Origin of the sequence: Serratia bockelmannii (assembly GCF_051803255.1) — a bacterium.
In the GTDB taxonomy this organism is placed as follows: domain Bacteria; phylum Pseudomonadota; class Gammaproteobacteria; order Enterobacterales; family Enterobacteriaceae; genus Serratia; species Serratia bockelmannii.
This window is the reverse complement of the sequence record NZ_CP196512.1, coordinates 3,985,643-4,012,484: the sequence shown is the minus strand read 5'-3', so window position 1 is coordinate 4,012,484 and position 26,842 is coordinate 3,985,643. Positions and strand designations below refer to the sequence as shown.

Below are 26,842 nucleotides of genomic sequence, written 5' to 3'. Positions count from 1 at the left end.
ATAAATATGTCATTAACGGCAGGCATTGGCACGCCTGCCTTTTAATCATGATGCAATTGCATATCAAGGAATTTAAGCATGTGGTACAGAACGGGAAAAATTAATGTTGTCAGCAATGGGACATCCGTCGCAGGGGTGGGGACGCAATGGGCTGACGCAAAAAATGGCGTGATGCCTGGGACGATTTTGCTGGCTCCAGACAATCAACTTTATGAGATTAAATCTGTAAGTAACAACAATCTCTTTGTATTAAGTTCGCCTTATGCAGGCTCGACGGCCACTGGGCAAGATTACGCGGTTATCACTACTTATGAAGGTGATATCAGCCAGTTTTCCGCAAGATTGTCGGCTTTGCTAACTTACTTTCAAGGAAGCCGCAACGATTTGATGAATTTATTGACTTCATCAGGTGATGTCACCATAGAAAAAGACGATGGGCAACGTATTATCTTGCCGGGATATAGGAAAGTGCTCGATAGCATGGATGTCACGGTTAAAAAAGTCATTAATAACACTCGTTGGAAGATGCCTGGTACGGCAAAGAACCCAGGATGGTATTTGCTTGGTGAAATCAGCAAATTTACGCAAGGTGGAAGTACGCTAAAGATCGATGTTACCGGCGGACCAGGTTATAACGGAGCTTGGATCCATAATGCGATGGCGAGTATTGTTATACGTACCGGTGATGGGCAAGTTTCGACTGTCAACGCAGCTGGACGAGCGGGGGTGACATGTTGGAACGCACTGCAAGAGCGTGCGGCGGTCATTGACGTTTGTTTGATTGAGCGAACGGCGAATATGTATGAGGTACATGTCAATCTTGGTAGCTTTATCAATCAGTGTTTCTATGAGATTTCTAGCGTAGATATGGCTATGGTCGATAACTGGAATCATGTCGCCATCAAAGATAGCGTTATACCTGAGAGCTCTCTGGGTAAAAAAGTGATTGCGAACTTGACCGATGCAACTGTCGTTGATCGTGATTATCTCGACAGTCGGTTGATTTCAAAAGGGGAGTTTGGTCTGGGAGCAGGAGCCCAGCATAAAGATGATGCTTTTCAACGAATTTACAACATGTATCGAGTGACGCCGGCCTCTGACAATGCTCCACTTCCCAACAACATTTTTGGCTGTGTCTCGCTGCCGATCGATGGTGGCCCAACAACAGGGTATATGGCTGTGGGCTCATCGGGAGCACTCTTTACCGGTGTATCCAACTCGGTATCGGCGGGGAAAATCAACTGGGGGCGAACCTTCGGAGATACCTGTTTGCCGACGGTATCGGATATTCCCAACCTGAAAGATTGGGGATTGACCTATGGTGTAACGGCAGCGAGAAAGCTGGATTTTAATGATCGATACTTCTCGCGCAGAGGGATGGTAGGAACGGATCCTTTGGGGAATCCGTTCAAAGATGTCGGGACGTATTTTCTGGATGTGTATGGCTGGAAAGTCGGTCAAGAAGACACCAAAGAAAATTATCGCGCGGCCCAAACTTGTTACGGTTATGGGGTGTCGGGAAACCAGAGTGGGAAGATGTTTTTGCGTACCTGGAATGGTACCGAGTGGAGCCAGTGGTTCAAGGTTTGGACGGAGGCCTCCACGATCACGGACACCAATGGGTATCTCAAACCCGCCTCCCCGGTAGTCAAGCTCTTTGGTGATGGCCGCAGCGTATTCAATGAAGACGTTCTGGGGGTAAAAACGGAGAGGCTCAGCGAAGGGGTTTACCGCATGGAAGGGACGCTCGGATTCAATGCCGACCCAATTTGGGGGGGGATAAACGGTGGGATTGAAATTCCATTAGACAGTAACAAGCAAGCATTGATTTGGGTTGATTATCAGGTTGAAACCAATGGCGATATCATCATTCGCAGTTATCACCGTACTCACGACGGTGTTCCTGTTTTCGCGCGGAATATTAAAGAAGGGTATGTGGATGGTCAGCCTATCGACATTCCTGAGGGACGTCATATCGATCTGCGCGTACAAATGCCTGAATTGCCCATAGCGGCTGAGGTGTAAGCGAGACAACGTCTGATAGGTAGCGGAAAAGGGAGGAACGTCAATGGCAGCAGGAGCTGCCATTGACGTATCGATGAATTATTTATTAAATATTTTATAGTCCAGTGAATAACGGCCGGCGCCGGTTACCGCCAGCAACAGCAAGCCGCCAATGATGCTGATGTTTTTAAAGAAGTTGATTTCATTGCCCATCATTTCCATGCCGGTCATTTTCCAGAACGGATGGCCGATAAACGCGGTGCCCAACACGTACAGGGCGAAAATGACCGCGATAGGGCGAGTAAACAGGCCGAGAATAAGCGCGATGCCGAAAATAAACTCCACCACCACGGCGATAATCGCCGCCAAATAAGGCATCGGCGTGCCATAGCCTTCCATCGCCGTGACGGTTGCACCGAAGTTGACCAGTTTCATCCAGCCGAAAATGATAAACAGAACCATCAGTAGAATGCGGGACAGCAGAATTACGCCGTCTTTTGAGCTATCACCCATTTCGAACTCCTTAGCCACTGTCGGAATGATGTTGTCTTACTGAATAAATATTAGAACAATTTACGTTTTTTTCTAGCGGCGACGGGCGGTTGCGCCACTTTTTTCGTTGGGTGAGACGCGTGGTGAAGCCGACGGCATTGCCTATACTTGAGCCTGGAGCAAAAACAATAAAACAGGCAATGTGAGGCCAAGATGGATGAGGAATTGACCGCCGCCGGTTACCGCCGTTATTCCGGCGACAAGATTGACGTTTATTTTAACAGCGCGATATGCCGCCATTCCGCCAACTGCGTGCGCGGCAACGCGGCTATATTCACCTTGAACCGCCGGCCGTGGATTATGCCGGACAATGCCGAGCCGGCCGAGGTGAAACGCGTTATCGACACCTGCCCCAGCGGCGCACTTAAATATAGGGAGAAATAATATGGAACATAAAATACTGGCAGACGAGAAGCGTTTTTATATCAATGATGAGCAAGGCAAGCTGATCGCTGAGATCTCTTTCGTGCCGAGCGGCGACAAACTGACCATTATCGATCACACCTGGGTGGATGAGTCATTGAAGGGGCAGGGCATCGGTAAAAAGCTGGTGGCGCTGGTGGTGGAGAAAATGCGTGCGGAGCAGCGTAAAATCATTCCGCTATGCCCGTTCGCCAAGCATGAGTTCGATACCACCCCAGCCTATCAGGACATTCGCGCCTGAAGCGATAACGGGGCGCGGCGCGCCCCGGTCATTCAGCAGACGCCGAAATCGCCGTCTTCGTGGTACAGCGCCACGTCGCTGGCCTGCACTTCCGTGCGCTGCTCTTTGCCCAGTTCATTCCAGCTGCAAACCAGGGTTTCGCCGTCGATCGCTACCACGGTCATCTTTGGGCCGCCGGTGGTGCGTTGAACAAAATCACCGATATTGAATGCCATGCGTTCCTCCACAACAGATTAAACCTCATCTATTGATAACACAGAATGCCGCCGCCTTTGGCAGGAGTTTCATTATGTATTAATTTATACAGCGATTATCACTAAGGAGAGCAGACTAACATGCCGGGATTATTGATGTTTTATGTGGGCGGTACGGCGCCGGGCGCCAATATTGAGTTGCACGACGTGCAGTTCGCAGCGGCGGATCGGCCGGAAGAGGCGTATCCGCTGCTGCGTGAAAAGTGGTTCGGCGATAAGCGCAAGGTGCATGTCGACGGCTATGCGCGCATCGACTGGGCGGACGGTTACGACGTGAGCCTGGAGCCTGCGCCGTTCGCCGGTGAAGAGAAGCTGTTTTTCGTCAACGTGGGCGGGTACCGCAGCGATGAGCTGGCGGAGTTGCACCAGTTCGGCCTGTTTGTGGCGCGTTCCGCCGACGAGGCGAAGGAGAAAGCCAAACGGGTGCTGCTAACGGACAGTGCGCAGCAGCACAAGGATGACCTGGCCGACGTGGACGACTGCCTGCTGCTGCAGTCGCTGCAGGGCTACCACGTTCATTTGCGCGCCAACCCGCACGGCAAACCGGCCCGGCCGCTGTGGCAGGGGTATCTGCCAATCGGCGAACCCGCGTTATAACGCCGCCAGCGCCTGCAGCTGTTGCCGCAACCAGCGGCAGGCCTCCGGCCGGCCGTTCTTGCGGTGCAGGTAGATTTTGATCTGATACGGCGGCACCGGAAACGGCAGGGGATGGATATCCAGCGCCGCCGCCTGCCGCAATTTTTGCGCGGCGTAACGCGGCATGCTCATCACCAGTTTGCTGTCGGCGACGATGAACGGCGCGCCCAGCAGCGAAGGCGTGCGGATGGCGATATCGCGCTGCAGCCCCAGTTTGTCGAGCTGGTAGTCAATGACGCCACGCTGTTCGTTCCACGGTGTCACCACCAGATGACGCGCCTGCAGGTAGTTTTCCAGCGTCAGCTCGCCGTATTTCGCGCTGAACGTGGGCGAACAGATCGCCACATACTCATCCTCCAGCCAGCTCACCTCGTCGATCTCCGGGTAGCTTTCGCCATCGGTTTCGGTAAAGCCCAGCGCGAAGTCGATGCGCCCCGCCAGCAGATCGTTCAGCGCCACCTTGCGCTCGGAATAGCGCAGCTGAAACGATAACCCCGGCGCCAGGCGCTGCATCTGCGCCATCAGTGCGGGAAACACCGCGAAAGCGGTGTAATCGGTAATGGCGAAGGTGAAGCTCTCCCGGCTTTCGGCGGGGACGAAGCGCGGGCGCGGATGCAGCCCTTTGGCCAGCAGCGCCAGACTTTCGCTGACGGTCGGGGCCAGGCTGTCGGCATACACCGTCGGGTGCATGTCGTTGCCGACCCGGTAGAACAGCTCGTCTGCCAGCGCCTTGCGCAGCCGGATCAGCGCGTGGCTCAACGCCGACGCACTGAGGGCCAGCTCTGCTGCGGCGCGCGTCACCGATCGCAGCCGATACACTGCTTCGAACACCAGCAGCAGGTTGAGATCGAGGCGTTTCAAATCCAGATGCATGATATTCATTACCTGTTGATGAAAATGCAGTTCATACAGTATTGGAGGCGCGATATGCTGGCAAGCACAGTCATTAACACACTCAGGATTTGCCATGACCATTGAGATTTACCCGGCGCAGACAAGCGACGCCAAACTGATTCTGGATATGATTATCGAGCTGGCGGTGTACGAAAAGGCGCGCGAGCAGGTGCTGGCCAGCGTGGAAGATATCGAACGCAGCCTGTTTGGGCCGGGCGCCTGTTCCGAAGCGCTGATTTGTACGGTGAACGGCGAGCCGGCGGGTTATGCGGTGTTCTTTATGAGTTACTCCACCTGGCTGGGTAAAAACGGCATCTATCTGGAAGACCTGTACGTGGCGCCGAAGTATCGCGGCGCGGGCGCAGGTAAAAAGCTGCTGCGGCACATCGCCCAGCTGGCGTGCGAACGGCAGTGCGGTCGCCTGGAGTGGAGCGTGCTGGACTGGAACCAACCGGCCATCGATTTCTACCTCAGCATCGGCGCGCAGCCGCAGGGCGAGTGGGTGCGCTATCGTATGGAAGGCGAGGCGCTGACGCACTTCGCGGCGCACGGGGTGGCGTTGCCGGCATAATAGCCGTTGGGGGGAGGCGGCCTCCCCAACTGTGGTGGTGTGAACGGTTTACTGCGGATCAATCAGGCGGGTTTGCGGGCGGCGAGAATGAAGATCATCGGGCGCTCCTGCTCTTCGTCCAGCGCCGGATTAGCGGCGATTTGCTGCGCGCTGGGGCCCCATTCGTTCAAATGCTGGATGATAAACCCTTGCTGCGCCAGCGGGTTGATATAGCCGCCAAGCGTGCGGTGCTGCTTGATGACGCCTTCCGCCAGCCAGTTGGAAACGCGCTGGCCTTCTCGCTGGTAACCGTTGACCGGCCAGGATTTCTGCCCGTTGCCGTCGGTCAACCAGCCCTGCTGCGCCGGGGCGGTGTAGATCGGGTGCTCGGCGGTGAAGATGAACTGCCCGCCGGGTTTCAGCGCGGCGTACACCGTGGCGAATAGGGTGGACAAATCCTCGAGGTAGTGCAGCGTCAGCGAGCTGTAGACCAGATCGTAACGGTTTACAGGCAGCTGCAGCTGCGCCAAATCCTGCCGACGATACTCAATGCCCGCGTCGGCGGTCATCTCCCGCGCCTTGGCCAGCATCTTTTCCGAGACGTCCAGCCCCAGCACGCTGGCTGCGCCCTGTTCGCGCGCGCTGCGGCAGAACCAGCCGTAGCCGCAGCCGAGATCGACCACGCTTTTGCCCTGCAAATCCGGCAGGATGCGGCGGATGGCGGGCCATTCCGGCGCGCCGTCCAGGCCGTGCTGCGAGCGGCTTAGCTGCGCATAGCCGTCGAAGAAGGCCTGATTGTCATAGATGTTTTGCGTCATGATGACTCCTTAGTGAATGACGGCGGCGGAATACCGCTGCCATACCCTGCATATTGCTGCATAATTCTACGCTGACAACATGGATAACGGGAATGACGATGGACATGATTTCGGTGCGGCAAGCGCCCGAGCTGGCGCCGCGCGCCATTGCGTATTTTCAGCGGCACTGGGCCACGGCAGAGACGTTGATGATGTATGAAGACGCCATCAACTGCAGCCTCGGCGCCGCCAACCCGCTGCCGCAGTGGTACCTGCTGATGGAAAATGACCAGATCCTCGGCTGTGCGGGGCTCATCACCAACGACTTTATCAGCCGTGGCGAGCTGTATCCCTGGCTGTGTGCGCTCTACGTAGAGGAAACGCAGCGCGGCCGGGGCTACGGCGCCAAACTGATCGAGCATGTGGCTGCGGAAACCCGCCGGCTGGGCTTCCCGCAGCTACACCTGTGCACCGATCTGGAAGGCTACTACGAGCGCAGCGGCTTCGTTTATAACGGGCTCGGGTATCACCCCTGGGGCGAAGCCTCACGGGTCTATTCACGGGCGCTGTGATCGCCGCCGCCGGGGGCGCGTAAGAGAAACCTGACTTTTCTTTCACCTCATCGCGCAACGCGGGTTACACTGGCCGCTTGTTCGCCACCGACCGGGTTAATTCGCCGTCGCGATGAGAGTGCCACGTCAGCTACAGCAACGCGTTACCGCCTGCATCGCCATTATGGCGGTGCTGTTGCTGTTTGTGGCGCCGGTGGTGTCGAAATCGCTGATGCACCACCCGATGATGGGCGGCATGATGCAAACGGACGCCGCTATGCCGCACGACATGCACGCGATGGCGATGCCCGCCGCCGAGCATGCCGGCCACCACGGCATGGATCCTGCGGAGATGATTTTCTGTGGCTATTGCGAGCTGCTGATCCACGTGCCGCTGCTGCTGTGGGCATTCGTCCCGCTGCTGTGGCTGATGGCGCGCATCGCGCGCCTGCCTTGCGCGCCGCGCATCGTTTCTCCGCCCATTCGGCGCCTTACTCTGCGGCCGAGCCCGCGCGGGCCACCCGGCCAACCGTTTTTCCCTATTGCTTGATCATGGGTAACGCCGTCCGTATCGCTGCGGATGGTTTGCCTGCGCGCACAGTTTGAAAAACGAGAAAGGCCATGTCTTCAATAACCAAAACTCCACCTGCCGCATCGCCGCGTGGCGCGATGCTGAACTTGATCAGACGGCTGCATTTTTATATCGGCCTGCTGGTCGCTCCTTTTATTCTGGTCGCTGCACTGACCGGCACGCTGTATGTGCTGACGCCGCAGCTTGAAGAGGCGCTGTATCGCGATGCGCTTTTCACCGAACCGCATGGGCAGGCGAGATCGCTGGCTGACCAGATCGCCGCCGCCCGCCGTGCGGCGGGTGACGAGGCGCGCATTTACGCCGTGCGTCCGGCTCCCGGCGCAATGGATACCACGCGCGTACAGTTCGCGAGTGCCGATCTGGGCGCTTCCGAGTCGCGTGCGCTGTTTGTCGATCCCTATACCCTGGCGATCAAGGGCGATATGACGGTGTACGGCACTTCCGGCGTACTGCCGCTGCGCACCTGGCTGGACAAGCTGCACAGCAGCCTGCTGCTTGGCGATCTGGGCCGTAATTACAGTGAGCTGGCGGCCTCCTGGCTGTGGGTGGCCGCGCTGGGCGGCGTGGCGCTGTGGCTGGCGACGCGGCCGAAGCGCAAGCTGAAAAGGGTGAAAGGGGGCTTCGCCGCCAGCCGCCATTGGCATATCACGCTGGGCGTGGCGCTGCTGGCCGGGCTGCTGTTCTTCTCGGCCACCGGGCTGACCTGGTCGCAGTGGGCCGGCGGTAACATCGACGCGCTGCGGGCCAACCTGGGCTGGCTGACGCCGCAGGTCAACACCAGCCTGCAGGCCGATGCGCCGCAGACGCCGGTCGATCCGCACGCCGAGCACCGCGGGATGATGCCGGGCATGAAGATGGGTCCTGCCGCGCAGGCCAATGCGTTGAACGGTGATTGGGATCGGGCGCTGCACGCTGCGCGCGCCGCCGGGATCGACGCCGCCAAGGTCGAGCTGCGCCAGCCGAAAGGCGAGGGCAAAGCCTGGACGGTAACCGAAGTGGATCGCAGCTGGCCGACGCAGGTGGACGCGGTTGCCATCGCGCCGCAAAGCTTCGCCGTCATCGATCAGGTGCGGTTCGACACCTTCCCACTCATCGCCAAGCTGACCCGCTGGGGCATCGACGCCCACATGGGCATTCTGTTCGGCTTGCCGAATCAGCTGCTGCTGGCGGCGTTTGGCCTTGGGCTGTGCTTGATGATCGTGCTGGGTTACCGCATGTGGTGGAGTCGCCGCCCGGCGGCGGGGGCGCAGCATCCGGTGCAGACGCTGGTTGCCGCCTGGCTGGCGCTTTCCCTGCCGGCGCGCGCCGCCACGCTGCTGGTGGCTTCCGCACTGGGGTATTGCCTGCCGGTGATGGGCGTGAGCCTCGCGGCGTTGCTGCTGGTGGACGTATGGCGCTGGCGCGGCCAGCGGCAAGGCCTTCAGAACGAAACGCCGGAAGCGGCCGCCCGCCGCGCCGAGGTGCGCAAGTTCCGCGCGGCGGTGGCGACAGTGGCGGTGGCGGTCGGTTGCGTGATGGGCCGGGCGATCCTCGGCGGCACCGTCGAACAGTTTCAACTGCCGATCGGTGACTGGAGCGCACAGATGGTGATCATGCAGAGCCTGATGGTGCTGCTGTATACGCTGGTGTTCACCCTGCTGCTTTCCATTCCGCTGTGGTATTTCTTCCTGGGGGAAAAAGAGGAGCGGTGAGGTAGCGTCCGGCATGCCTGCGGGCATGCCGGATATTTGGGAATGGGGCTTAAGCGCGTATCATCTCACCGGATAGGCAATTTCCACTGAAAGGAAGCGAACGATGACGTTTGAACAACGAAGGGACAAGGCGATAGCGCTGATGGAGGAAAAGAAGATGTGGCGGAGCAACTATGCGCCGCCAATCTTGCGCCTGCTGTGGCGAATGGATGTGAATATGCCACCGCCGCCGTTTGCGCCTTTCTGGCTGAATATGCTGTTCTTCGGCATTTGGTTTGGCCCGCTGTGGGGCGTGCTGATGTGGTTCATGGTATGGAAAAATCAGGGATATACCGGTGAAGAGGCCCTGACATTAAGCCTCGCCGCCGGCCTGTTGTTTGGCTTTTTTATGGCGCTTTTCCACTACAGGCGGAAAAAGGCGAACAGGCTGCCGGACTGGAACTCGCTTTGACACGTTGGTGACGAACAGACACAAAAAAGCCCGCAACCGAAGTTGCGGGCTTTTTCGCTATTATCGCCGGGTCTATCTGGTTCACTGGCGACGTATTTGGTGGAGCTGGGGGGATTTGAACCCCCGTCCGAAATTACTACACCGTCGGCACTACATGCTTAGTCCAATCTTTACATTCGCCGGCCAGCTGCGGATGGACACGCTACTGACAGACTAGCCTGATTGAGTTTAACGCTTCAGCCCCAGGCAGGACATCCACGCGATCTCTTTTGGGTTTGACCTCTCTTGATCCCCGTCCTAAGAGCGGAGGCTAGGGAGAGAGGGCTCTAAGCAGGGTATTAAGCTGCTAAAGCGTAGTTTTCGTCGTTTGCGACTATTTTTTTGCGGCTTTTTACGAGGCCAACCGCCCCTCGGCATGCTCCTAGGGCTTCGCAAATCCCGTCGAATCCAGAATCAGCCCCAAGTAACTTTGTGCAGTATACCAGAAGTTTACCTCGATAAGCCAGCGGCTTAACGATTGGCGTGCTTCATGATACGGGCTTTCGCCGTCTGCCATTCGCGATCTTTGATGTCATCGCGTTTGTCGTGCTCTTTCTTGCCTTTGGCTACGCCGATCTTGATCTTGCTCCAGGCATTTTTCCAATACAGGGACAAGGCCACCACGGTGTAACCGTCGCGGTTGACGCGGCCGAGCAGGGTGTCCAGCTCGCGTCGGTTCAGCAGCAGTTTACGGGTACGCGTTGGATCGCACACCACATGCGACGAAGCCACGTTGAGTGGGGTGATGGTGGCGCCAAACAGGTAGGCTTCACCGTCACGGAACGTCACGTAGCTGTCGCTGAGGTTGGCTTTGCCTGCACGCAGCGATTTAACTTCCCACCCTTGCAGCGACAGGCCCGCCTCGAACTCTTCTTCAATGAAGTATTCGAAACGCGCGCGCTTGTTTTGGGCAATGGTGGCGGAACCGGGTTTGTGTGCTTTTTTCTTTGTCATAGTGCGTTCATTATACTGGATGCTCCAGCGAAAGAAATCCTTTCCCGTTCAGCACCTGCGCAATTTTTCGCATTTTTGGTTCCCTCATCCCGTAGCAGATTTTTTGTTTGCCGCCAGATAAATGGTATTATCTGTACGTTTTATGTCTTACAGGAAATGATATGCCCCAGATCAGTCGGTCTGCATTAGTGCCGTTCAGCGCCGAGCAGATGTATCAGTTGGTTAACGATGTTCATTCTTACCCCGATTTTCTGCCAGGCTGCACCGGCAGCCGGGTGCTTAATGCTACCTCCAACGAGATGACCGCCGCGGTGGACGTCGCCAAGGCCGGTATCAGCAAGACTTTCACCACGCGCAATACGCTACTGGATAACCAGAGCATCAATATGCAGCTGGTCGATGGCCCGTTCCGCAAGCTGATGGGCGGCTGGCAGTTCACGCCGCTGAGCGAAGAGGCCTGCAAGGTGGAGCTGCACCTGGACTTCGAGTTCACCAACAAACTGATTGAGTTGGCGTTCGGCAAGGTATTCAAAGAGCTGGCGGGCAACATGGTGCAGGCATTCACCCAGCGGGCGAAAGAGGTCTACAGTGTCTGACATCCAGGTCGAGGTGGTGTACGCCTTGCCGGAGCGGCAGTACCTGCGCAAGGTGAAGCTGGCCGAAGGCAGCAGCGTCGAGCAGGCGATCCAGGCTTCGGGCCTGCTGGAGCTGCGCCAGGATATCGATCTTAAAAGCAATAAAATCGGCATCTACAGCCGCCCGGCCAAGCTGGGCGATAGGCTGAACGATGGCGACCGGGTGGAGATTTACCGGCCGCTGATTGCCGATCCGAAAGAGCTGCGCCGGCAACGGGCAGAAAAGGCAAAAAAATAAGGCGCTTATAGCGCCTTATTTTTTTATCTGAAACTGATTTTCTCTTCCGCGTTGCAGCCTGCGACTGTCATGAGGAACACCATGCCCCCTCATGGGCCGGAAGAGCGGGCGGCGCCGATTACTTGGTCAGCGCCGGTTTGTTCTGGATATCGGTCAACACGCCTGCGCTGTCGAAGGTCAGCGTCAGCGTCTGCTGGGTGATATCTTCATGGCCAGGCTGCTGACGGAACACATAGAACCACGTCTGAGTCCCGAACGGGTCTTGCAGCATTGGGGTGCCCAATGTGTAAGCGACCTGTTGTTGGGTCATCCCTTTCTGAATTTTCGCCACGTCGGTCGACGTCAGGTAGTTCCCCTGGTTGATGTCAGGACGATAAACCACCTTTTCAAAAGTAGAACAGCCTGCAGTCAGCATCACAAGAACTACAGCGGCGGCAGTCAGCGTTTTACAGCGCATAGTAATCACATTCCTTTAGGGCATAGGATGCCGATGATAATAGACCTTGCGGCAGTTGGAAACCTTTATACCCTTCATCTTTCACGTTGCGACGCATTGGCTTTCCTTTAGCACCTCAAGCGCTTGACCTGTTTCGGGCCGTTGAGGAGGCTTAAGATCACCGCCGCGCCGCACTTTAGATATATTTCGGGTCAACAGCGTCACTGTCAGACCGCAGGAAAGTGAAAAAGTTGAGCTTTTTTATGCCGCCAGCAGTTCTTTGGCGTTCGCCAACGTATTGCGGGTGACTTCACTGCCACCGAGCAGGCGCGCCAGCTCCTGCAGCCGGGCGCGTTTATCCAGCGGCGCCATCTGGGTTTCGGTGACCGTGCCGTCGGTCTGCTTGCTGACGAACAGGTGCTGATGCCCGCATCCGGCCACCTGCGGCAGGTGAGTCACGCACATCACCTGGGTGGATTCGCCGAGCTGGCGCAGCAGACGGCCGACGATGGCGGCGGTCGGGCCGCTGATGCCCACGTCCACCTCATCGAAGATCAGCGCCGGGGTTTCCATCTTGCGGGCGGTGATCACCTGAATGGCCAGCGCGATGCGCGACAGCTCACCGCCGGAGGCGACCTTCGCCAGCGGTTGCAGCGGCTGCCCCGGGTTGGTGGAGACGCAGAACTCGGTGCGGCTGGCCCCTTCGGCGCTCAGATGCTGCGGTTCGAAGCGCACGTCGATGTGGAACTTGCCGTGCGGCATGGAGAGCGCCTGCATGCTGTCGGTGATGAGCGTGGTCAGCTCGGCCGCGTAGTGCAGGCGTTTCTGGTGCAGCTCTTCCGCCAGCGCCAGCGCCTGCTGATGATGCTGGGTGACCGCCTCGTTCAGGTGCTCATGATCGCTTTCCTGCTGTGAAAGCAGCTGCTGTTCATCCAGCAACTGCTGATGCAGCTGCGGCAGCTCTTCCGGCGTGACCTGATGTTTGCGCGCCAGGCTGATTTGGCGCGACAGGCGCTGTTCCAGCTCGTGCAGGCGGTTGGGATCGAGATCCATGCGATCGGCGTAGTGGCGCAGCTCGTCGCTGGCTTCGCTGATCTGGATAGAAGCCTCTTCCAGCATGTCCAGCAGGCCGCCGAGCTTGTCGTCCAGCCCGGCCAGTTCAAGCAGCAGGTGCTTGGCGCTGTAGAGCTGGCTGAGCATGTTGTTCTCGTCGCTGTCGGCGAGCAGCTGCAGCGTCTGCTGGCTGAGGGTCAGCAGCTGGCCGCTGTTGGCCAGGCGCTTGTACTCGGCGTCAGTCTGCTCGAACTCGCCGGCCTGCGGCGCGAATTCGTTCAGCTCTTTCAACTGGTATTGCAGCAGCTGCTTGCGCGCTTCGCGCTCGATGGACTGCTGCTGATGATGCGCCAGCTCGCGGCAGCTCTGGTGCCAGCGTTGGTAGGCCTGGCTCATCGCCGCCAGCAGGGCGGGTTCATCGGCGTAGGCATCGAGCAGCGCTTTCTGGTGCTCCGGTTTGAGCAGCAGCTGATGGGCGTGTTGGCCGTGGATTTGGATCAGACGTTGCCCCAGCTCGCGCAGCTGCGACAGCGGCACGGCGGTGCCGTTGATAAAGCCGCGCGAACGGCCGTCGGCGTTGATCACCCGGCGCAGCAGGCATTCGTTGCTGTCGTCCAGCTGGTTCTGTTCCAGCCACTCGCGCGCGGACGGGGTGTCCGCCAGCGAGAAGCGGGCGCAGAGGTCGGCGCGGGCGGCTCCCAGGCGCACCACGTTGCCGTCAGCGCGGTTGCCGAGGCACAGCCCCAGCGCATCGATGGCGATGGATTTGCCGGCGCCGGTTTCACCGGTGATCGCCGTCATACCCGGTTGAAAATCGATTTCCAACTCACGAACGATAGCAAAGTTGCTGATGGTTAATTGCGCCAGCATGGGAACCTTCCTGTGTATAAACACATAACTGTAGTTTCATACAGTATAAACTGGTTTTATATACAGTAAAGTGGCCGGCGCAGATTTTAGAACAATTTTTTCGACCAGCCCAGCTTGGTGCTTAACGTGTTGAAATAGCTGTAGTCCTTCGGGTGAATCAAATTCAGGTGGAAATCGCTGCGGCGGATCAGCACTTCTTCGCCTTCCTGGATAGGCAGCGCGATCTGGCTGTCGCAGCTGATCTCCAGATCGCTGCCGATCTGCGAAAACTTCAGGCGGATGGTGCTGTCGCCGTTGATCACCAGCGGCCGGGCGGAAAGGGTGTGCGGGAACATCGGCACCAGCGCGATCGCCTCCAGCGACGGGGTGAGGATCGGCCCACCGGCGGAGAGCGAGTAGGCGGTGGAGCCGGTCGGCGTGGCGATGATCAGGCCGTCGGAGCGCTGTGAGAAGGCGAAGCGATCGTCGATGTACACTTCGAATTCGATCATGTGCGCCACTTTGCCGGGGTGCAGCACCACTTCGTTGATGGCGGTGCTGATGCGGCACTGCTGGTGCTCTTTATGCACGATGGTTTCCAGCAGGAAACGCTGTTCGTCGATGTACTCGCCTTCCAGCACGTCCGCCAGCTGCTGTAGGGCGTTGTCGGGATCGAGATCGGTGAGGAAGCCGAGGTTGCCGCGGTTGACCCCGATCACCTTGATGTCGTAGCGCGCCAGCACGCGCGCGGCGCCGAGCATGTTGCCGTCGCCGCCGACCACCACCGCCAGATCGGCGCGCTGGCCGATATCCGCCAGGCTGCCGGTCACGGCGTCTTTCAGCCCCAAATCATGGGCGATCTGGCGTTCGACCATCACTGAATAGCCGCGGGCGACCAGCCAGTGGAACAGCATCTCGTGGGTTGCCAGCGCTGAAGGGTGACGCGGGTGGCCAACAATGCCAATACAGGCGAATTTTTTATTCATTTGTTGTGATTTTCCTCACCGGGACCCGTTTATGCCCCACATTGTGACCGGTTGACTTGAAACCCCGGTTTTGATCCCCATAATAAGCCAAGTTGCGAGATTAATGCTAAAACGCGGAGATATTCATGAGTAGTAAAGAACAGAAGACGCCAAACGAGCAAGTCTCGGAAGAAATGGAACAACACGCTCATCACGATGATACGCTGCCGGAAGCGGCGGAAGGCGTCGATCTGCGCGATGCGCGTATCGCCGAACTGGAAGCCCAACTGGCGGAAGCGCAGCAGCACGAGCGCGACAGCCTGCTGCGCGCCAAAGCGGAAGCGGAAAACATCCGCCGCCGCGCTGAACTGGACGTCGAGAAAGCGCACAAGTTCGCCCTGGAGAAATTCTCCGGCGATCTGCTGCCGGTGATCGACAACCTGGAGCGCGCGCTGGATCTGGCGGATAAAAACAATCCTGAACTGGCCGCGATGATCGAAGGCATCGAGCTGACGCTGAAATCGCTGCTGGACGTGGTGCGCAAGTATGGCATCGAAATCGTCGGCGACGTCAACGTGCCGTTCAACCCGGAAGTGCATCAGGCGATGAGCATGATGGAATCCGCCGATCACCAGCCGAACCACGTGATGATGGTGATGCAGAAAGGTTATACGCTGAACGGCCGCCTGCTGCGTCCGGCGATGGTCGCGGTCTCCAAAGCCAAGGCGTAATCGCCCCGGCAACGGCATAAAGAAAGGCACCCGAGGGTGCCTTTTTTGTCTCTGGACTATGCCTGCGGCAGGCGCGGCATCCAATCGATCGGCGTGAGTCCTTGCTGCTCCAGCAGCTGATTGGCCTGCGAGAAGTGGCGGCAGCCGAGGAAACCGCGGTGCGCGGAGAGCGGCGACGGGTGCGGCGCCTTCAGCACATGGTGGCGGTTGCGGTCGATAAAGTTGCCTTTCTTCTGCGCGTGCGAGCCCCACAGCAGGAACACCACGCCTTCGCGGTTCTCATTCAGGGCGGCGATCACCTTATCGGTAAAGGTTTCCCAGCCCAGGTTGGCGTGCGAGTGCGCGCGGCCGCCTTCCACTGTCAACACGGTGTTGAGCAGCAGCACCCCCTGTTCGGCCCAGCTTTGCAGGTAGCCGTGATCCGGGCGTTCGAAGCCGGGAATGTCGGTCGCCAGCTCTTTATACATGTTCACCAGCGACGGCGGCGCCGGCACGCCGGGGCGCACCGAGAAAGAGAGGCCGTGCGCCTGATTGGGCCCGTGATACGGATCCTGGCCGAGGATGACGACCTTGACGTCCGCCAGCTCGGTATAGCGGAAAGCGTTGAACACGTCCTTCTGCGGTGGATAAATGGTCTTACCGGCCTGGCGCTCAGCGGCAACAAAGGCGAGCGTTTCAACAAAATAGGGCTGCTCTTTCTCTTTGCCGATCACGTCATGCCAGGTGAGGGAGGTGGCCATAAACGCTCTCCTTTGTTTTCTTTAGCAATTCATGGGCTATAGCTTACCGTTTCGGCACGCGCAGCGAAACCCGCTTTTCATTTCTCACTGTCACGCGTAATGCAATTATTTTTGAAAATTTACAAAAATAATTGGTTTTTGCCGCAGTGGGAAAATTGATATAAAACATAAATTTGTCCCTTCATGCCCTGTGCCTACCCGGTAAAAATTGACTTTAATCAAGGAACTGGCCCGGTCAGGCTGGTATACAGAACAACAAGACAACAATGGTTTTACCAAATGGCCGAAACCAGAATTGGGTTTTCTCACGACGTGAATTTTTACGCCCTTGTACGGAGGCAACATAATGATTACCGGTATTCAAATTACCAAAGCGAACGACCAGGCGCTGGTGAATTCTTTCTGGCTGCTGGATGATGAAAAAGCGGAAGCTCGCTGCGTGTGCGCCAAGGCCAACTACGTGGAAGATCAGGTTGTCGCAGTGAGCGACCTGGGCCAGATCGAATACCGTGAAGTGCCGCTGGAAATGCAGCCGACCGTGCGCGTGGAAGGCGGTCAGCACCTGAACGTCAACGTGCTGCGTCGCGAAACCCTGGAAGACGCGGTCAAGCACCCGGAAAAATACCCGCAGCTGACCATCCGCGTGTCCGGTTATGCGGTACGCTTCAACTCTCTGACGCCGGAACAGCAGCGCGACGTTATCGCCCGCACCTTTACCGAAAGCCTGTAATTTGCGGCGCAGTCAATCAGGGAGCTTCGGCTCCCTTTTCTGCGTTTGGTGGCCGAAAACCGAACGCGGATCACATTCTGTACAAAGATAAGCATTTCTAATACAGAACTCATCCGACCTGCCGATAGCTAAATCAGCACCTATTCAGGTGCTCAATAAAAAGTCTATCGACAAGGAGTCGGCATGAGTATGCCTTTAAGTTTTACCTCTGCAGTATCCCCGGTGGCCGCGATCCCTACACCTCGCGCCGCTGCCGAGACGGCGACGGCGGCGCAGCCTGCGGCAGCGCCGGCAAATCCAGCGCCGGTGGCCACCCCTTCGCAGAACACGCTCAATGCGCAGAACCTGTTGAATACGCTGGTCGGCGATATCTCCGCGGCGGCCCCGACGGCGGCGGCAGCGCCGAGTGTGACACGGGGGCAACAATCGCAGGAAGGTGATTATGCGTTGGCGCTGTTGGCCAAGGATGTTTATTCACTGAACGGCCAGGGCGCTGCCGGGTTCAACCGCCTGAGCGACAGCGCGCTGCTCGGTTTTGGCATCGATCCCGCCAGCCTGCACGACGCGGGCAGCGGTTTCCAGGCCGGGGTTTACAGCAACGACAAGCAGTATGTGTTGGCGTTCGCCGGCACCAACGACTGGCGCGACTGGCTGAGCAACGTGCGGCAGGCGACGGGCTATGACGATGTGCAGTACAATCAGGCGGTTGCCGCTGCCAAAAGCGCCAAGGCGGCCTTTGGCGATGCGCTGGTGATCGCCGGTCATTCGCTTGGCGGTGGCCTGGCGGCCACGGCTGCGCTGGCGACCGGTACCGTCGCGGTCACCTTCAACGCGGCTGGGGTTTCGGATTACACCCTGAATCGCCTGGGTATCGATCCGGCGGCGGCGAAGAAAGATGCCGAAGCCGGCGGCATTCGCCGCTACAGCGAGCAATATGACATGCTGACCAGCACCCAGGAGTCGACTTCGCTGATCCCGGACGCCATCGGCCATAACATCACCTTGGCCAACAACGATACCCTGACCGGCATCGATGACTGGCGGCCGAGCAAGCATCTGGATCGCAGCCTGACGGCGCACGGCATCGACAAGGTGATAAGCTCGATGGCGGAACAAAAGCCGTGGGAGGCGAAGGCCAATGCCTGAAGGGCGTCGCTTGCGGCGGGCGCTGGCGATAGCCTTACTGGCGCTGGTCGCGGTGACCGGTTTACTGATGATGGCTAAGGAGCAACAGATGGGGCAGGAGATTTCGCCGTTTGACGGCCGCAGCAATCTGGCGCTGGCTCAGGCGGTGGCGCGTGGCGATACGCAGGGTATCCGTGCGCAGGCCACGCAGGATCGCTTGCGCGAACGGGGCGATCGGCAGGTCACGCTGTTGCAGTGGGCGGTGCTTTCGCAGCAGCCGGGTAGCGTGCAGGCGTTGCTGGCGCTCGGGGCAGACCCGGCGGCAGCGGGGCTGGACGGCAACAGCGCGTTGCACACCGCGGCGATGTTGCAAGATGCGCAGTACCTGCGGCTGTTACTGGCCGAAGGGGCACAGGTGAACGTGCGTAATGCCGTTACCGGCGCCACGCCGCTTGCGGCGGCGGTGCTGGCCGGGCGCGAAGAGCAACTGCGGCTGTTGCTGGCGGCCGGAGCGGACACCACCTTGAGCGATCGGCTGGGGGATACTCCGCTGCATCTGGCGGCGAAGATTAACGCGCCGCACCTGGCGCTGCTGCTGTTGCAGGCCGGGGCCGATGCCCGGGCACGCAACCAGCAGGGCGTCGTGTTCCAGTTTTACTTCTCGCAAACGCCGGCGCATTTGCAGAATGACGAGCTGAAGGCGCAGTTCCGCGAACTGGATAAATGGCTGCAGGGGCACCGTCTGGCCACGCACTACGCGCAGCAGTAAACGCCCATAAAAAAACCGCCTGTACAGGCGGTTTTTTCTTAGGCAGCGGTGGTTATTCCGCGTCGCCGGCCGGTTTGGCCTTCGCCTGACGGCGTTTGCCGACGTTTTTGGCGTCGCGATGGCGCACTTTCACCTTGGCCTTCTCTTTGTTCTTCGCTTTATCTTCCGCGCGCTTGGCCAGCACTTTCTTCGACGGTTTACCGTTGCTCTTCTCGTTCGGCACCTTGGTTTTCGGCCGCAGTTCGTCGATCACGCGCGCTTTCAGCGGCTCGTTCAGGTAACGGCCCACTTTGCCCAGCAGCAGATGGTCGTGCGCTTCCACCAGCGAAATGGCGGTGCCTTTGCGCCCGGCGCGGCCGGTACGCCCGATGCGGTGCAGGTAGGTATCCGCCGTGCGCGGCATGTCGAAGTTGAACACGTGGGTGATATCGAGGATATCCAGGCCACGTGCGGCCACGTCGGTGGCGACCAGCACGTTAACCCGGCCATCCATCATGCGTTTGACTGCTTCGTTGCGTTTGGCCTGCACCATTTCGCCTTCGAGATAGCAGGTGTTGATGCCCGCTTCGCGCAGCCAGGTGGCCAGCTCATGCACGCGCTCGCGCTTGCGCACGAAGATCACCGATTTCTGCACGTCTGGCTGCTGCAGCAGGTGGATTAGCAGCGCGGTTTTGTGCTGCACGTCATCGGCGCGGTAGTACCACTGCAGGATCTTTTTGCGTTCGCGGCGCGACGGATCGGCCTCCACTTCCACCGGCTCTTTCAGGATGCGCTCGGCGAATTCGCGGATCGCTTCGCCTTCCAGCGTGGCGGAGAACAGCAGCGTTTGGTTGCGCCAGCGGGTTTCGGCGGAGATGGTTTCGATGTCCTGCGCGAAGCCCATGTCGAGCATGCGGTCGGCTTCGTCGAGGATCAGGGTTTCCACCGCGCGGCAGTCGAAGTTCTCTTCTTTAATGTATTGCAGCAAGCGGCCGGTGGTGGCGACCACCACGTCCTGGTTTTCGCTGAACACTTCCGCGTGGTTCATGTAAGCGACGCCGCCGGTGATGGTGGCGATATCCAGCGAGGTATGAGCAGCCAATTCACGCGCCTGGTCGGCGACCTGCATCGCCAGTTCACGCGTTGGCGTCAGGATCAGCACGCGCGGCGGGCCGGATTTTTTGCGTGGAAAGTCCAGCAGGTGCTGCAACACAGGCAGCAGGAAGGCGGCGGTTTTGCCGGTGCCGGTCGGAGCCGAACCTAAGACGTCGCGCCCGTCCATCGCCGGCGGGATCGCTGCGGCCTGAATGGCGGTGGGGCGATCGTAGCCTTTGTCGCGCAGCGCGTCGATCAGGCGATCATCGAGTTCGAGTTCGGAAAAAGTGGTTGCTGTCATGGTCTACCTCTACTTGGGGCGCCGATTATAGACGGGTTGGCCGCGATCTTCACCTATTTAAGCGGAAAGCCGCTCTTTTCCCGCCGATCAGATTGCCTTATGCTACGCCAGTTTTATAGCCAGGTGGTGAGTGTGAGCAAGCGATCGAAAGCCGATTTTACCCCGCGCCGCGGGGGTTTTACCTTTAAACAATTCTTTGTCGCCCACGATCGTTGCGCCATGAAAGTGGGCACCGACGGGGTGCTGCTCGGCGCCTGGGCACCGCTGGGGCAGGCGCGCCGGGTGCTGGACATCGGCTGCGGCAGCGGGCTGATCGCGTTGATGCTGGCGCAGCGCAGCGGCGACGAAGTGACCATCGACGCGGTGGAACTGGATGAAGCCGCCGCCGGCCAGGCGCGCGAAAACGCGGCGGAATCGCCGTGGCCACAGCGCATCCGCGTGCATGCGCAGGATATTCATCATTATGCGCAGCGGCATGCCGCTGAGTATGATCTGATCGTCAGTAATCCGCCGTATTTCGAGCCGGCGGTGGCCTGCCGCGACCAGGCGCGCCACAACGCGCGCTACACCGAAACCCTGACGCACGGCGCGCTGTTGGCCTGCGCGGCGCAGCTGCTGGCGGAACAGGGGACGTTCTGCGTGGTGCTGCCGCACGACGTTGGCGCCGAATTCGAACGCCTGGCGCTGCAAAGCGGCTGGCATACGGCGGTGAAAGTGAACGTCAGCGACCGGGCCGATACGCCGCTGCACCGGGTGTTGCTGGCGCTGACACGGCGCGAAACGCCGCTGCAGGCGCAGGCGCTGGCGATCAAACAGGCCGATGGCAGCTACACCGACGATTTCCGCCGATTGATCACCGACTTCTACCTGTTCTACTGAAAAGAAAAGGGCGCCGATAAGGCGCCCTGTCGCAGAGTTTAAGGCTGCAAAATGGTCGGCAGCGCTTCCGGCAGCAAATCCGGGTAGTCCAGCGTGTAGTGCAGGCCGCGGCTCTCTTTGCGCGCCATGGCGCTGCGCACGATAAGCTCGGCCACCTGCACCAGATTGCGCAGCTCCAGCAGGTTGTTGGAGATGCGGAAGTGCGCGTAGTACTCGTCGATTTCCGCCTGCAGCGTGTTGATGCGGCGCAGGGCGCGCTCCAGCCGCTTGGTGGTGCGCACGATGCCGACGTAATCCCACATGAACAGCCGCAGCTCGTGCCAGTTGTGCTGAATCACCACCCGTTCGTCCGCATCGTCCACCCGGCTTTCATCCCAGTGCGGCACCTGTTTGGCCTGCTGGATGAACGGCAGGCGCTGCAGAATGTCTTCCGCCGCCGACCAACCGTAAACTAGGCATTCCAACAGCGAGTTCGACGCCATGCGGTTGGCACCGTGCAGGCCGGTGTAGCTGACTTCGCCGATGGCGTACAGCCCGTCGAGATCGGTGCGGCCGTGCTGATCGACCATCACGCCGCCGCAGGTGTAGTGCGCCGCCGGGACGATGGGGATCGGTTGCCGAGTCAGATCGAAGCCCAGCGTCAGCAGCTTTTCGTGGATCATTGGGAAGTGCTGGGTGATGAACTCCGCCGGCTTGTGGCTGATGTCCAGGTACATGCAGTCGGCGCCCAGGCGCTTCATTTCATGGTCGATGGCGCGGGCGACGATATCGCGCGGGGCCAGTTCGCCGCGTGGGTCGACATCCGGCATAAAGCGGCTGCCGTCCGGGCGCTTCAGGTAAGCCCCTTCGCCGCGCAGCGCTTCGGTCAGCAGGAAGTTGCGCGCCTGCGGGTGGAACAGGCAGGTCGGGTGGAACTGGTTGAACTCCAGGTTGGCGACCCGGCAGCCGGCGCGCCAGGCCATGGCGATGCCGTCGCCGGAGGAGATATCGGGGTTGGTGGTGTATTGGTACACCTTGGCCGCGCCGCCTGTCGCCAACACCACCGTTTTGGCGCGGTAGGTTTCCACCTGCTCCAGCTCGCGGTTCCAGACGTAAGCGCCCACGACTCGGCGGGTGCCCGGCAGGCCGATTTTATTCGAGGTGATAAGGTCAACCGCGTTGCGGCGCTCCATCACGCAAATATTGGGGTGAGCGCTTGCTTTCCCCACCAGCGTGGTCTCTACTTCCTTACCGGTCGCGTCCGCGGCGTGCAGGATGCGGCGATGGCTGTGGCCGCCTTCGCGCGTGAGGTGATAATGCGCCTCGCCCTGCGCGTTGATCTCGGTGTCGAACAGCACGCCCTGATCGATCAGCCACTGCACGCAGTGGCGCGCGTTGCCGGCGATGAATTCGACGGCCTCTTTGTCACACAGGCCGGCACCGGCAATCAAAGTGTCATCAACGTGTGAGGCAATGCTGTCCGTCTCATCGAACACCGCGGCGATCCCGCCCTGGGCGTAAAAGGTGGCCCCCTCGCTGAGCGGCCCCTTGCTGAGAACGGTAACCTTACAATGCTGCGCCAGGCGCAGCGCCAGTGACAGGCCCGCAGCGCCGCTGCCGACGATCAGGACATCGCTAACATGTTCAGATGATGGTTGCATAACGTATGATGTGTGCAGAAGAAGAGTGAATTTCATGTTAGCCTAACTGTCCGGGCAAAAGCCACGGATAGGGTGACATCAACAGAAAAAACAATGGCGATATGGAACTTCGTGTTCTATATGAACTCCAAGCGAGTGCTTGCTCAGGAAAATAATGTATGGCTGGCAGTACAATTTTACGCGTGGAGACGGATTTGGGGAGAGTTTACCTCGGATGAGCGAGCAGTTAACGGATCAAGTTCTGGTCGAGCGGGTCCAAAAGGGCGATCAGAAGTCGTTTAACCTACTGGTAGTGCGCTATCAGCATAAGGTGGCGAGTCTCGTTTCCCGCTATGTGCCGCAGGGCGATGTGCCCGATGTGGTGCAGGAGTCGTTTATCAAGGCCTATCGCGCACTGGAATCGTTCCGTGGCGACAGCGCTTTTTATACCTGGTTGTATCGAATCGCCGTGAACACGGCAAAGAATTATCTGGTTGCTCAGGGGCGCCGTCCGCCATCCAGTGATGTGGACGCCAACGATGCGGAAAATTACGAAAGTGCGGGCGCACTGAAAGAAATTTCGAACCCTGAGAACTTAATGTTGTCAGAAGAGCTGAGACAGATAGTTTTCCGTACCATTGAGTCTCTCCCTGAGGATCTTCGCATGGCGATTACCTTGCGGGAGTTGGATGGTCTAAGCTACGAAGAGATAGCCGCCATCATGGATTGCCCGGTCGGAACCGTACGTTCGCGTATTTTCCGCGCCCGGGAAGCTATCGATAATAAAGTTCAACCGCTGATCCAGCGTTAGCAATGGCGGGCACAGGAAGGGTACTTAGGCATGCAGAAAGAAAAGCTTTCCGCTCTGATGGATGGTGAATCGTTCGACAGCGAGCTGTTGAGTTCTCTGTCGCAAGATCGAACGCTTCAACAAAGCTGGCAGAGCTATCACCTGATACGTGACACACTGCGAGGTGATGTCGGACAAGTGATGCATCTCGACATCGCCGATCGCGTAGCCGCTGCACTTGAGAAAGAACCCGCCCGGCTGGTACCTTCCGCCGTTCAGGAATCTCAGCCGCAGCCTCACACCTGGCAGAAAATGCCGTTCTGGGACAAAGTGCGTCCTTGGGCGAGCCAGATTACGCAAATCGGTATGGCGGCCTGCGTGTCTTTGGCGGTGATCGTCGGCGTGCAGCAGTACAACCAGCCTTCTGCGCCATCGAACGCGTCCGAATCGCCGGCCTTCACCACGCTGCCGATCATGGGCCAGGCCTCGCCGGTCAGCCTGGGCGTGCCTGCCGACAGTTTCTCTACCGGCAGCGGTCAACAGCAGCAGGTGCAGGAACAGCGTAAGCGTATCAACGCCATGCTGCAGGACTATGAGCTGCAACGTCGCCTGCATTCGGATCAGCTGCAGCTTGAGCAAGGCAACCCACAACAGGCTGCCATTCAGGTTCCCGGAACTCAGTCTTTAGGAATGCAACAGCAGTAATGAAGCAAATCTGGTTCTCCGTTTGTTTATTGACGGGCAGCCTGCTCTATTCCAGCATCGCCCCGGCGCAGCCAACTGCGTCCGGGGCGTTATTGCAACAGATGAGCAGCGCCAGCCGTTCTCTCAATTACGAGCTCGCCTACATCAGCATCAGCAAGCAGGGAATCGAGTCGTTGCGCTATCGCCATGCGGTGATCGGCAACGTGCCGCTCGGCCAGCTGCTGCATATGGATGGCCCGCGTCGCGAAGTGTTGCAGCGCGGCGGCGGGATCAGCTACTTCGAACCCGGTCTGGAACCGTTCACGCTCACCGGCGATCACATCGTCGATGCGCTGCCGGCGATCGTCTATGCCGATTTCACTCGTCTGGCCAAGTATTACGACTTCATCTCCGTGGGCAGCACCCGCATCGCCGATCGGCCGTGTGAAGTGCTGCGCGTAGTGGCGCGCGACGGTTCCCGCTACAGTTACATCGTCTGGATGGACGAAGACACCAAGCTGCCGCTGCGGGTGGATTTGCTCGATCGCGACGGCGAAACGCTGGAGCAATATCGGGTGATCTCCTTCGCGGTCGGCGCCGACGTGCAGGGCGCGATGCAGGGGCTGCTCAAAGCCAACCTGCCGCCGCTGCTGTCGCTGCCGGCGGTGGAAAACGTCCAGCTGAGCTGGAGCACCGGCTGGTTGCCGGCCGGCGTGGACGAGGTGGCGCGCAATCGCCGCAAATTGCCGAATGTCGCCGTGCCGGTTGAATCCCGGCTCTACAGCGACGGCCTGTTCAGCTTCTCGGTCAACGTCAGCCCGGCGGGCAGCGGAGCCGGGCAGCAGTACTACCGTCAGGGGCGCCGCACCATTCAGACCGAAGTGCGCGCGGGCAACGAAATCACGATTGTGGGCGAATTGCCGCCGGCGACGGCCAAGCGCATCGCCGACAGCATTTCTTTCAAGGTATCGCCGTAATGATGAAAGAGTGGGCCACGGTGGTTTCGTGGCAACAGGGCGTAGCGCTGCTGCGCTGTGAACCCAAGGCCGGCTGCGGCAGCTGCACCGCGCGCTCCGGCTGTGGCGCGCGTGCGCTGAACGAGCTGGTGCCGGAAACCGAGCATCAGCTGCAGGTGCATATCGATCAGCCGCTCGAACCGGGGCAGCGCGTCGAGGTCGGCATCGCGGAAGGCAGCCTGCTGCGCTCCGCCATGCTGGTTTACCTGACGCCGCTGCTGGGCATGATGCTGGGCGGCACGTTGTTGCAATATTGTTTCGGCAGCGACGCCTCGGCGGCAGTCGGCGCCGTACTGGGCGGCGGGGCGGCCTTTATGCTGGCGCGCCGGTTGGCCCGGCATTTGGGCGAGCAGGCCGACTACCAGCCGGTGGTGCTGCAGATTGGGTTGCCGCCTACCGCGATGCGCATGCAGGCGGAAAACTCCCCGCTGATTTAAACCGACGGTCGCGTCATCGCCGGGTTGTGATAGGCGGTGATGCGGTTGTGGATCATATGCTCCAACAGCGCGATGAACAGATCGGCGCTGAGCAGCGAATCGTAGTTAATCGCGAACAGCAGATTTCCCTGGCCGTCGAGCAAGCGGATGCCGCGCTGCGGATGGTTTTCCAAGGTGCGGATCTGCTCGATCGGCACGTTTCCCCGTTCAGTCGTCAGCAAGGTGGCGCTCAGCCGCAGCGTTTCGGTCGGCGTGCCTTGCCGCTTGCCGAGCAGCAGCTGCCACAGCCAGCGCGCGTCGCCCTCAACGGTGTGAAACGACACCGTCTCCCCTTGATAGAGCGCATTCAACGCCAGCGGCCCGCGCTGTTGCAGCTGTTGGTCGACGATCACGTCCGCCAATCGCCACGAATGGGCGATATTGCTGAAAACCGTGCACCAGGGCTGATCTGCGCCGGTGCGAAACGCCGTGACGTCAAACAGCCCGCCAAAAGCCTTGCCGCCGCGAAAGCGATAGATATCACCGATCTTCTCAAACGGGATGAAACGCTCTTTGTGATGGTGGTCGTCAAAGACCCGCACGCCGTGCTCGTACAGGCGATAGGTCAGCGTTGGGCGCAGATAATGCCGCAGCGCCAGCAGCGTACAGCCGAGTAAAATCGTGCCCGCGCCGGCCTGCAACAGCGTGATGACCTCGCTCTCGTCAATGCTGCTCAGCAGCGGCAGCACCAACAGCGCCGCCCCCACGCTAAACAGCAGCGCCGCCGCTGCCAGAATGCCCCAGTTGACCTTCGAAAAATCGTGCCGGCTCAGCATTTGCCCTTTATCGATCATAATGCACCTTCCAATCAACGTACGCAGATATGCTGGTGAACCCCGGTGGGCTGCCGATGTTGTGCCCTGAATAATGTTTTGTCGCGGAGTTCATGTCCTTTCTATCCGAGGCGAGGTGGTGGCGTATATGGGGTTTTTCCTAAAGGATGTGGGGCAAAATCGAATTCTAAGAGGTTGATCCAAATATTCTTTTTCGATAATTTCAGAAGGGGTTTATTGCGCTGCGGCCGGTTATGTATTAGCACCGGGGTTTGATGGCCACGGAGCACCGGCAAGCCTCGGGTTCAGGCTGTATCGTCCGCGTTAACA

General features: G+C 59.0%; 32 protein-coding genes and 1 other RNA gene. 20 read left to right on the top strand and 13 right to left on the bottom strand.

What is annotated here, in order from left to right; translation table 11 throughout:
- Nucleotides 1–78 precede the first annotated feature (78 nt).
- Nucleotides 79–2,025: a hypothetical protein gene (locus tag ACSJLU_RS19155; protein WP_380826181.1), complete on the top strand. Its 1,947-nt coding sequence runs from the start codon at nt 79–81 to the stop codon at nt 2,023–2,025.
- Nucleotides 2,026–2,103: 78 nt separating this feature from the next.
- On the opposite strand, the gene ACSJLU_RS19150 is transcribed toward ACSJLU_RS19155, so the two are convergent.
- On the bottom strand, nt 2,104–2,517 hold the full coding sequence (locus tag ACSJLU_RS19150) for a DoxX family protein (RefSeq protein ID WP_019452262.1): 414 nt from the start codon (nt 2,515–2,517) through the stop codon (nt 2,104–2,106).
- Nucleotides 2,518–2,709: 192 nt separating this feature from the next.
- Between ACSJLU_RS19150 and ACSJLU_RS19145 the strand changes: the two genes are divergently transcribed.
- Both ACSJLU_RS19145 and ACSJLU_RS19140 read left to right on the top strand, forming a co-directional pair.
- Nucleotides 2,710–2,940 carry a (4Fe-4S)-binding protein gene (locus tag ACSJLU_RS19145; RefSeq protein WP_025303975.1) on the top strand — a complete coding sequence of 77 codons (231 nt, stop codon included), beginning with the start codon at nt 2,710–2,712 and terminating at the stop codon, nt 2,938–2,940.
- A gap of 1 nt (nt 2,941) precedes the next feature.
- Nucleotides 2,942–3,220 carry a GNAT family N-acetyltransferase gene (locus ACSJLU_RS19140; RefSeq protein ID WP_049209586.1) on the top strand — a complete coding sequence of 93 codons (279 nt, stop codon included), beginning with the start codon at nt 2,942–2,944 and terminating at the stop codon, nt 3,218–3,220.
- A 32-nt stretch (nt 3,221–3,252) separates the two neighbouring features.
- Here ACSJLU_RS19140 and ACSJLU_RS19135 read toward each other — a convergent pair whose 3' ends face one another.
- Complete coding sequence (locus ACSJLU_RS19135; protein ID WP_025303973.1) at nt 3,253–3,435, bottom strand: YodC family protein; 183 nt, start codon at nt 3,433–3,435, stop codon at nt 3,253–3,255.
- 120 nt (nt 3,436–3,555) lie between these two features.
- Here ACSJLU_RS19135 and ACSJLU_RS19130 point away from each other — a divergent pair, with 120 nt between their 5' ends.
- A complete protein-coding gene (locus tag ACSJLU_RS19130; RefSeq protein ID WP_350428419.1) occupies nt 3,556–4,071 on the top strand; it encodes a DUF1543 domain-containing protein in 516 nt (171 codons plus the stop codon).
- On the opposite strand, the gene ACSJLU_RS19125 is transcribed toward ACSJLU_RS19130, so the two are convergent.
- A complete protein-coding gene (locus ACSJLU_RS19125) occupies nt 4,066–4,992 on the bottom strand; it encodes a LysR substrate-binding domain-containing protein (protein WP_369435382.1) in 927 nt (308 codons plus the stop codon). The two genes, ACSJLU_RS19130 and ACSJLU_RS19125, sit on opposite strands and share 6 nt — an antisense overlap.
- A gap of 85 nt (nt 4,993–5,077) precedes the next feature.
- Here ACSJLU_RS19125 and ACSJLU_RS19120 point away from each other — a divergent pair, with 85 nt between their 5' ends.
- Complete coding sequence (locus tag ACSJLU_RS19120; RefSeq protein WP_099816870.1) at nt 5,078–5,575, top strand: GNAT family N-acetyltransferase; 498 nt, start codon at nt 5,078–5,080, stop codon at nt 5,573–5,575.
- A 62-nt stretch (nt 5,576–5,637) separates the two neighbouring features.
- Here the strand turns inward: ACSJLU_RS19120 and ACSJLU_RS19115 are convergent, their stop codons facing one another.
- Nucleotides 5,638–6,372 carry a class I SAM-dependent methyltransferase gene (locus ACSJLU_RS19115; RefSeq protein ID WP_197824386.1) on the bottom strand — a complete coding sequence of 245 codons (735 nt, stop codon included), beginning with the start codon at nt 6,370–6,372 and terminating at the stop codon, nt 5,638–5,640.
- Nucleotides 6,373–6,470: 98 nt separating this feature from the next.
- On the opposite strand from ACSJLU_RS19115, the gene ACSJLU_RS19110 reads away from it, so the two are divergent.
- The 4 genes from ACSJLU_RS19110 (at nt 6,471) to ACSJLU_RS19095 (ending at nt 9,636) form a co-directional block, all read left to right on the top strand.
- Entirely contained in the window at nt 6,471–6,923 is a 453-nt protein-coding gene (locus ACSJLU_RS19110; protein ID WP_060434479.1) for a GNAT family N-acetyltransferase, read from the top strand.
- Nucleotides 6,924–7,035: 112 nt separating this feature from the next.
- Nucleotides 7,036–7,452 (top strand): DUF2946 domain-containing protein, encoded by a 417-nt coding sequence (locus ACSJLU_RS19105; protein ID WP_380826173.1) that lies wholly within the window; start codon nt 7,036–7,038, stop codon nt 7,450–7,452.
- Between the two features lie 119 nt (nt 7,453–7,571).
- Nucleotides 7,572–9,185, top strand: coding sequence for a DUF2534 family protein (locus ACSJLU_RS19100; RefSeq protein WP_380826170.1), 1,614 nt, complete (start codon nt 7,572–7,574; stop codon nt 9,183–9,185).
- A gap of 103 nt (nt 9,186–9,288) precedes the next feature.
- A complete protein-coding gene (locus ACSJLU_RS19095; RefSeq protein WP_043138333.1) occupies nt 9,289–9,636 on the top strand; it encodes a DUF6404 family protein in 348 nt (115 codons plus the stop codon).
- Nucleotides 9,637–9,733: 97 nt separating this feature from the next.
- On the opposite strand, the gene ssrA is transcribed toward ACSJLU_RS19095, so the two are convergent.
- Nucleotides 9,734–10,097: a transfer-messenger RNA gene (gene ssrA / locus ACSJLU_RS19090) on the bottom strand.
- A gap of 49 nt (nt 10,098–10,146) precedes the next feature.
- The gene (gene smpB / locus ACSJLU_RS19085; protein ID WP_016929804.1) at nt 10,147–10,629 is read right to left on the bottom strand and encodes an SsrA-binding protein SmpB; all 483 of its coding nucleotides are present in this window, start codon (nt 10,627–10,629) and stop codon (nt 10,147–10,149) included.
- A 161-nt stretch (nt 10,630–10,790) separates the two neighbouring features.
- Here smpB and ACSJLU_RS19080 point away from each other — a divergent pair, with 161 nt between their 5' ends.
- Both ACSJLU_RS19080 and ACSJLU_RS19075 read left to right on the top strand, forming a co-directional pair.
- Nucleotides 10,791–11,225: a type II toxin-antitoxin system RatA family toxin gene (locus tag ACSJLU_RS19080; protein WP_033648948.1), complete on the top strand. Its 435-nt coding sequence runs from the start codon at nt 10,791–10,793 to the stop codon at nt 11,223–11,225.
- Nucleotides 11,218–11,502, top strand: coding sequence for an RnfH family protein (locus ACSJLU_RS19075; protein WP_049204931.1), 285 nt, complete (start codon nt 11,218–11,220; stop codon nt 11,500–11,502). The genes ACSJLU_RS19080 and ACSJLU_RS19075 overlap by 8 nt, the downstream gene beginning before the upstream one ends.
- A gap of 118 nt (nt 11,503–11,620) precedes the next feature.
- Here the strand turns inward: ACSJLU_RS19075 and bamE are convergent, their stop codons facing one another.
- The 3 genes from bamE to nadK form a co-directional block, all read right to left on the bottom strand.
- Nucleotides 11,621–11,959 (bottom strand): outer membrane protein assembly factor BamE, encoded by a 339-nt coding sequence (gene bamE, locus ACSJLU_RS19070; RefSeq protein ID WP_004929101.1) that lies wholly within the window; start codon nt 11,957–11,959, stop codon nt 11,621–11,623.
- Between the two features lie 240 nt (nt 11,960–12,199).
- Nucleotides 12,200–13,861: a DNA repair protein RecN gene (recN, locus tag ACSJLU_RS19065; protein ID WP_380826165.1), complete on the bottom strand. Its 1,662-nt coding sequence runs from the start codon at nt 13,859–13,861 to the stop codon at nt 12,200–12,202.
- Between the two features lie 86 nt (nt 13,862–13,947).
- The gene (nadK, locus tag ACSJLU_RS19060) at nt 13,948–14,826 is read right to left on the bottom strand and encodes an NAD(+) kinase (protein ID WP_019452304.1); all 879 of its coding nucleotides are present in this window, start codon (nt 14,824–14,826) and stop codon (nt 13,948–13,950) included.
- Nucleotides 14,827–14,951: 125 nt separating this feature from the next.
- Between nadK and grpE the strand changes: the two genes are divergently transcribed.
- A complete protein-coding gene (grpE, locus tag ACSJLU_RS19055; RefSeq protein ID WP_025303955.1) occupies nt 14,952–15,536 on the top strand; it encodes a nucleotide exchange factor GrpE in 585 nt (194 codons plus the stop codon).
- Between the two features lie 56 nt (nt 15,537–15,592).
- On the opposite strand, the gene ung is transcribed toward grpE, so the two are convergent.
- Complete coding sequence (gene ung, locus ACSJLU_RS19050) at nt 15,593–16,276, bottom strand: uracil-DNA glycosylase (RefSeq protein WP_033635636.1); 684 nt, start codon at nt 16,274–16,276, stop codon at nt 15,593–15,595.
- 346 nt (nt 16,277–16,622) lie between these two features.
- Here ung and grcA point away from each other — a divergent pair, with 346 nt between their 5' ends.
- From grcA to ACSJLU_RS19035, 3 genes are all read left to right on the top strand, one after another.
- Entirely contained in the window at nt 16,623–17,006 is a 384-nt protein-coding gene (gene grcA, locus ACSJLU_RS19045) for an autonomous glycyl radical cofactor GrcA (protein ID WP_060434327.1), read from the top strand.
- A gap of 183 nt (nt 17,007–17,189) precedes the next feature.
- Nucleotides 17,190–18,152 carry a DUF2974 domain-containing protein gene (locus ACSJLU_RS19040; protein ID WP_060434329.1) on the top strand — a complete coding sequence of 321 codons (963 nt, stop codon included), beginning with the start codon at nt 17,190–17,192 and terminating at the stop codon, nt 18,150–18,152.
- Nucleotides 18,145–18,900, top strand: coding sequence for an ankyrin repeat domain-containing protein (locus tag ACSJLU_RS19035; protein WP_049209574.1), 756 nt, complete (start codon nt 18,145–18,147; stop codon nt 18,898–18,900). The genes ACSJLU_RS19040 and ACSJLU_RS19035 overlap by 8 nt, the downstream gene beginning before the upstream one ends.
- Nucleotides 18,901–18,952: 52 nt before the next feature.
- Here the strand turns inward: ACSJLU_RS19035 and srmB are convergent, their stop codons facing one another.
- A complete protein-coding gene (gene srmB / locus ACSJLU_RS19030) occupies nt 18,953–20,275 on the bottom strand; it encodes an ATP-dependent RNA helicase SrmB (protein ID WP_025303951.1) in 1,323 nt (440 codons plus the stop codon).
- Between the two features lie 99 nt (nt 20,276–20,374).
- On the opposite strand from srmB, the gene trmN reads away from it, so the two are divergent.
- Nucleotides 20,375–21,154 (top strand): tRNA(1)(Val) (adenine(37)-N(6))-methyltransferase TrmN, encoded by a 780-nt coding sequence (gene trmN, locus ACSJLU_RS19025; protein ID WP_025303950.1) that lies wholly within the window; start codon nt 20,375–20,377, stop codon nt 21,152–21,154.
- A 38-nt stretch (nt 21,155–21,192) separates the two neighbouring features.
- Here trmN and nadB read toward each other — a convergent pair whose 3' ends face one another.
- On the bottom strand, nt 21,193–22,794 hold the full coding sequence (nadB, locus tag ACSJLU_RS19020; protein ID WP_025303949.1) for an L-aspartate oxidase: 1,602 nt from the start codon (nt 22,792–22,794) through the stop codon (nt 21,193–21,195).
- Between the two features lie 214 nt (nt 22,795–23,008).
- Here nadB and rpoE point away from each other — a divergent pair, with 214 nt between their 5' ends.
- From rpoE to rseC, 4 genes are read left to right on the top strand one after another with little or no spacing between them, the layout of a single operon-like run.
- Entirely contained in the window at nt 23,009–23,584 is a 576-nt protein-coding gene (gene rpoE, locus ACSJLU_RS19015) for an RNA polymerase sigma factor RpoE (RefSeq protein ID WP_004929136.1), read from the top strand.
- A 30-nt stretch (nt 23,585–23,614) separates the two neighbouring features.
- A complete protein-coding gene (rseA, locus tag ACSJLU_RS19010) occupies nt 23,615–24,268 on the top strand; it encodes an anti-sigma-E factor RseA (RefSeq protein WP_016929795.1) in 654 nt (217 codons plus the stop codon).
- Nucleotides 24,268–25,224 carry a sigma-E factor regulatory protein RseB gene (gene rseB / locus ACSJLU_RS19005; RefSeq protein WP_025303948.1) on the top strand — a complete coding sequence of 319 codons (957 nt, stop codon included), beginning with the start codon at nt 24,268–24,270 and terminating at the stop codon, nt 25,222–25,224. The genes rseA and rseB overlap by 1 nt, the downstream gene beginning before the upstream one ends.
- Nucleotides 25,224–25,700 carry a SoxR-reducing system protein RseC gene (rseC, locus tag ACSJLU_RS19000; protein ID WP_049209570.1) on the top strand — a complete coding sequence of 159 codons (477 nt, stop codon included), beginning with the start codon at nt 25,224–25,226 and terminating at the stop codon, nt 25,698–25,700. Before rseB ends, rseC begins: the two co-directional genes overlap by 1 nt.
- Here rseC and ACSJLU_RS18995 read toward each other — a convergent pair.
- Nucleotides 25,697–26,533 (bottom strand): hypothetical protein, encoded by an 837-nt coding sequence (locus tag ACSJLU_RS18995; protein WP_025303946.1) that lies wholly within the window; start codon nt 26,531–26,533, stop codon nt 25,697–25,699. The two genes, rseC and ACSJLU_RS18995, sit on opposite strands and share 4 nt — an antisense overlap.
- Nucleotides 26,534–26,842 lie beyond the last annotated feature (309 nt).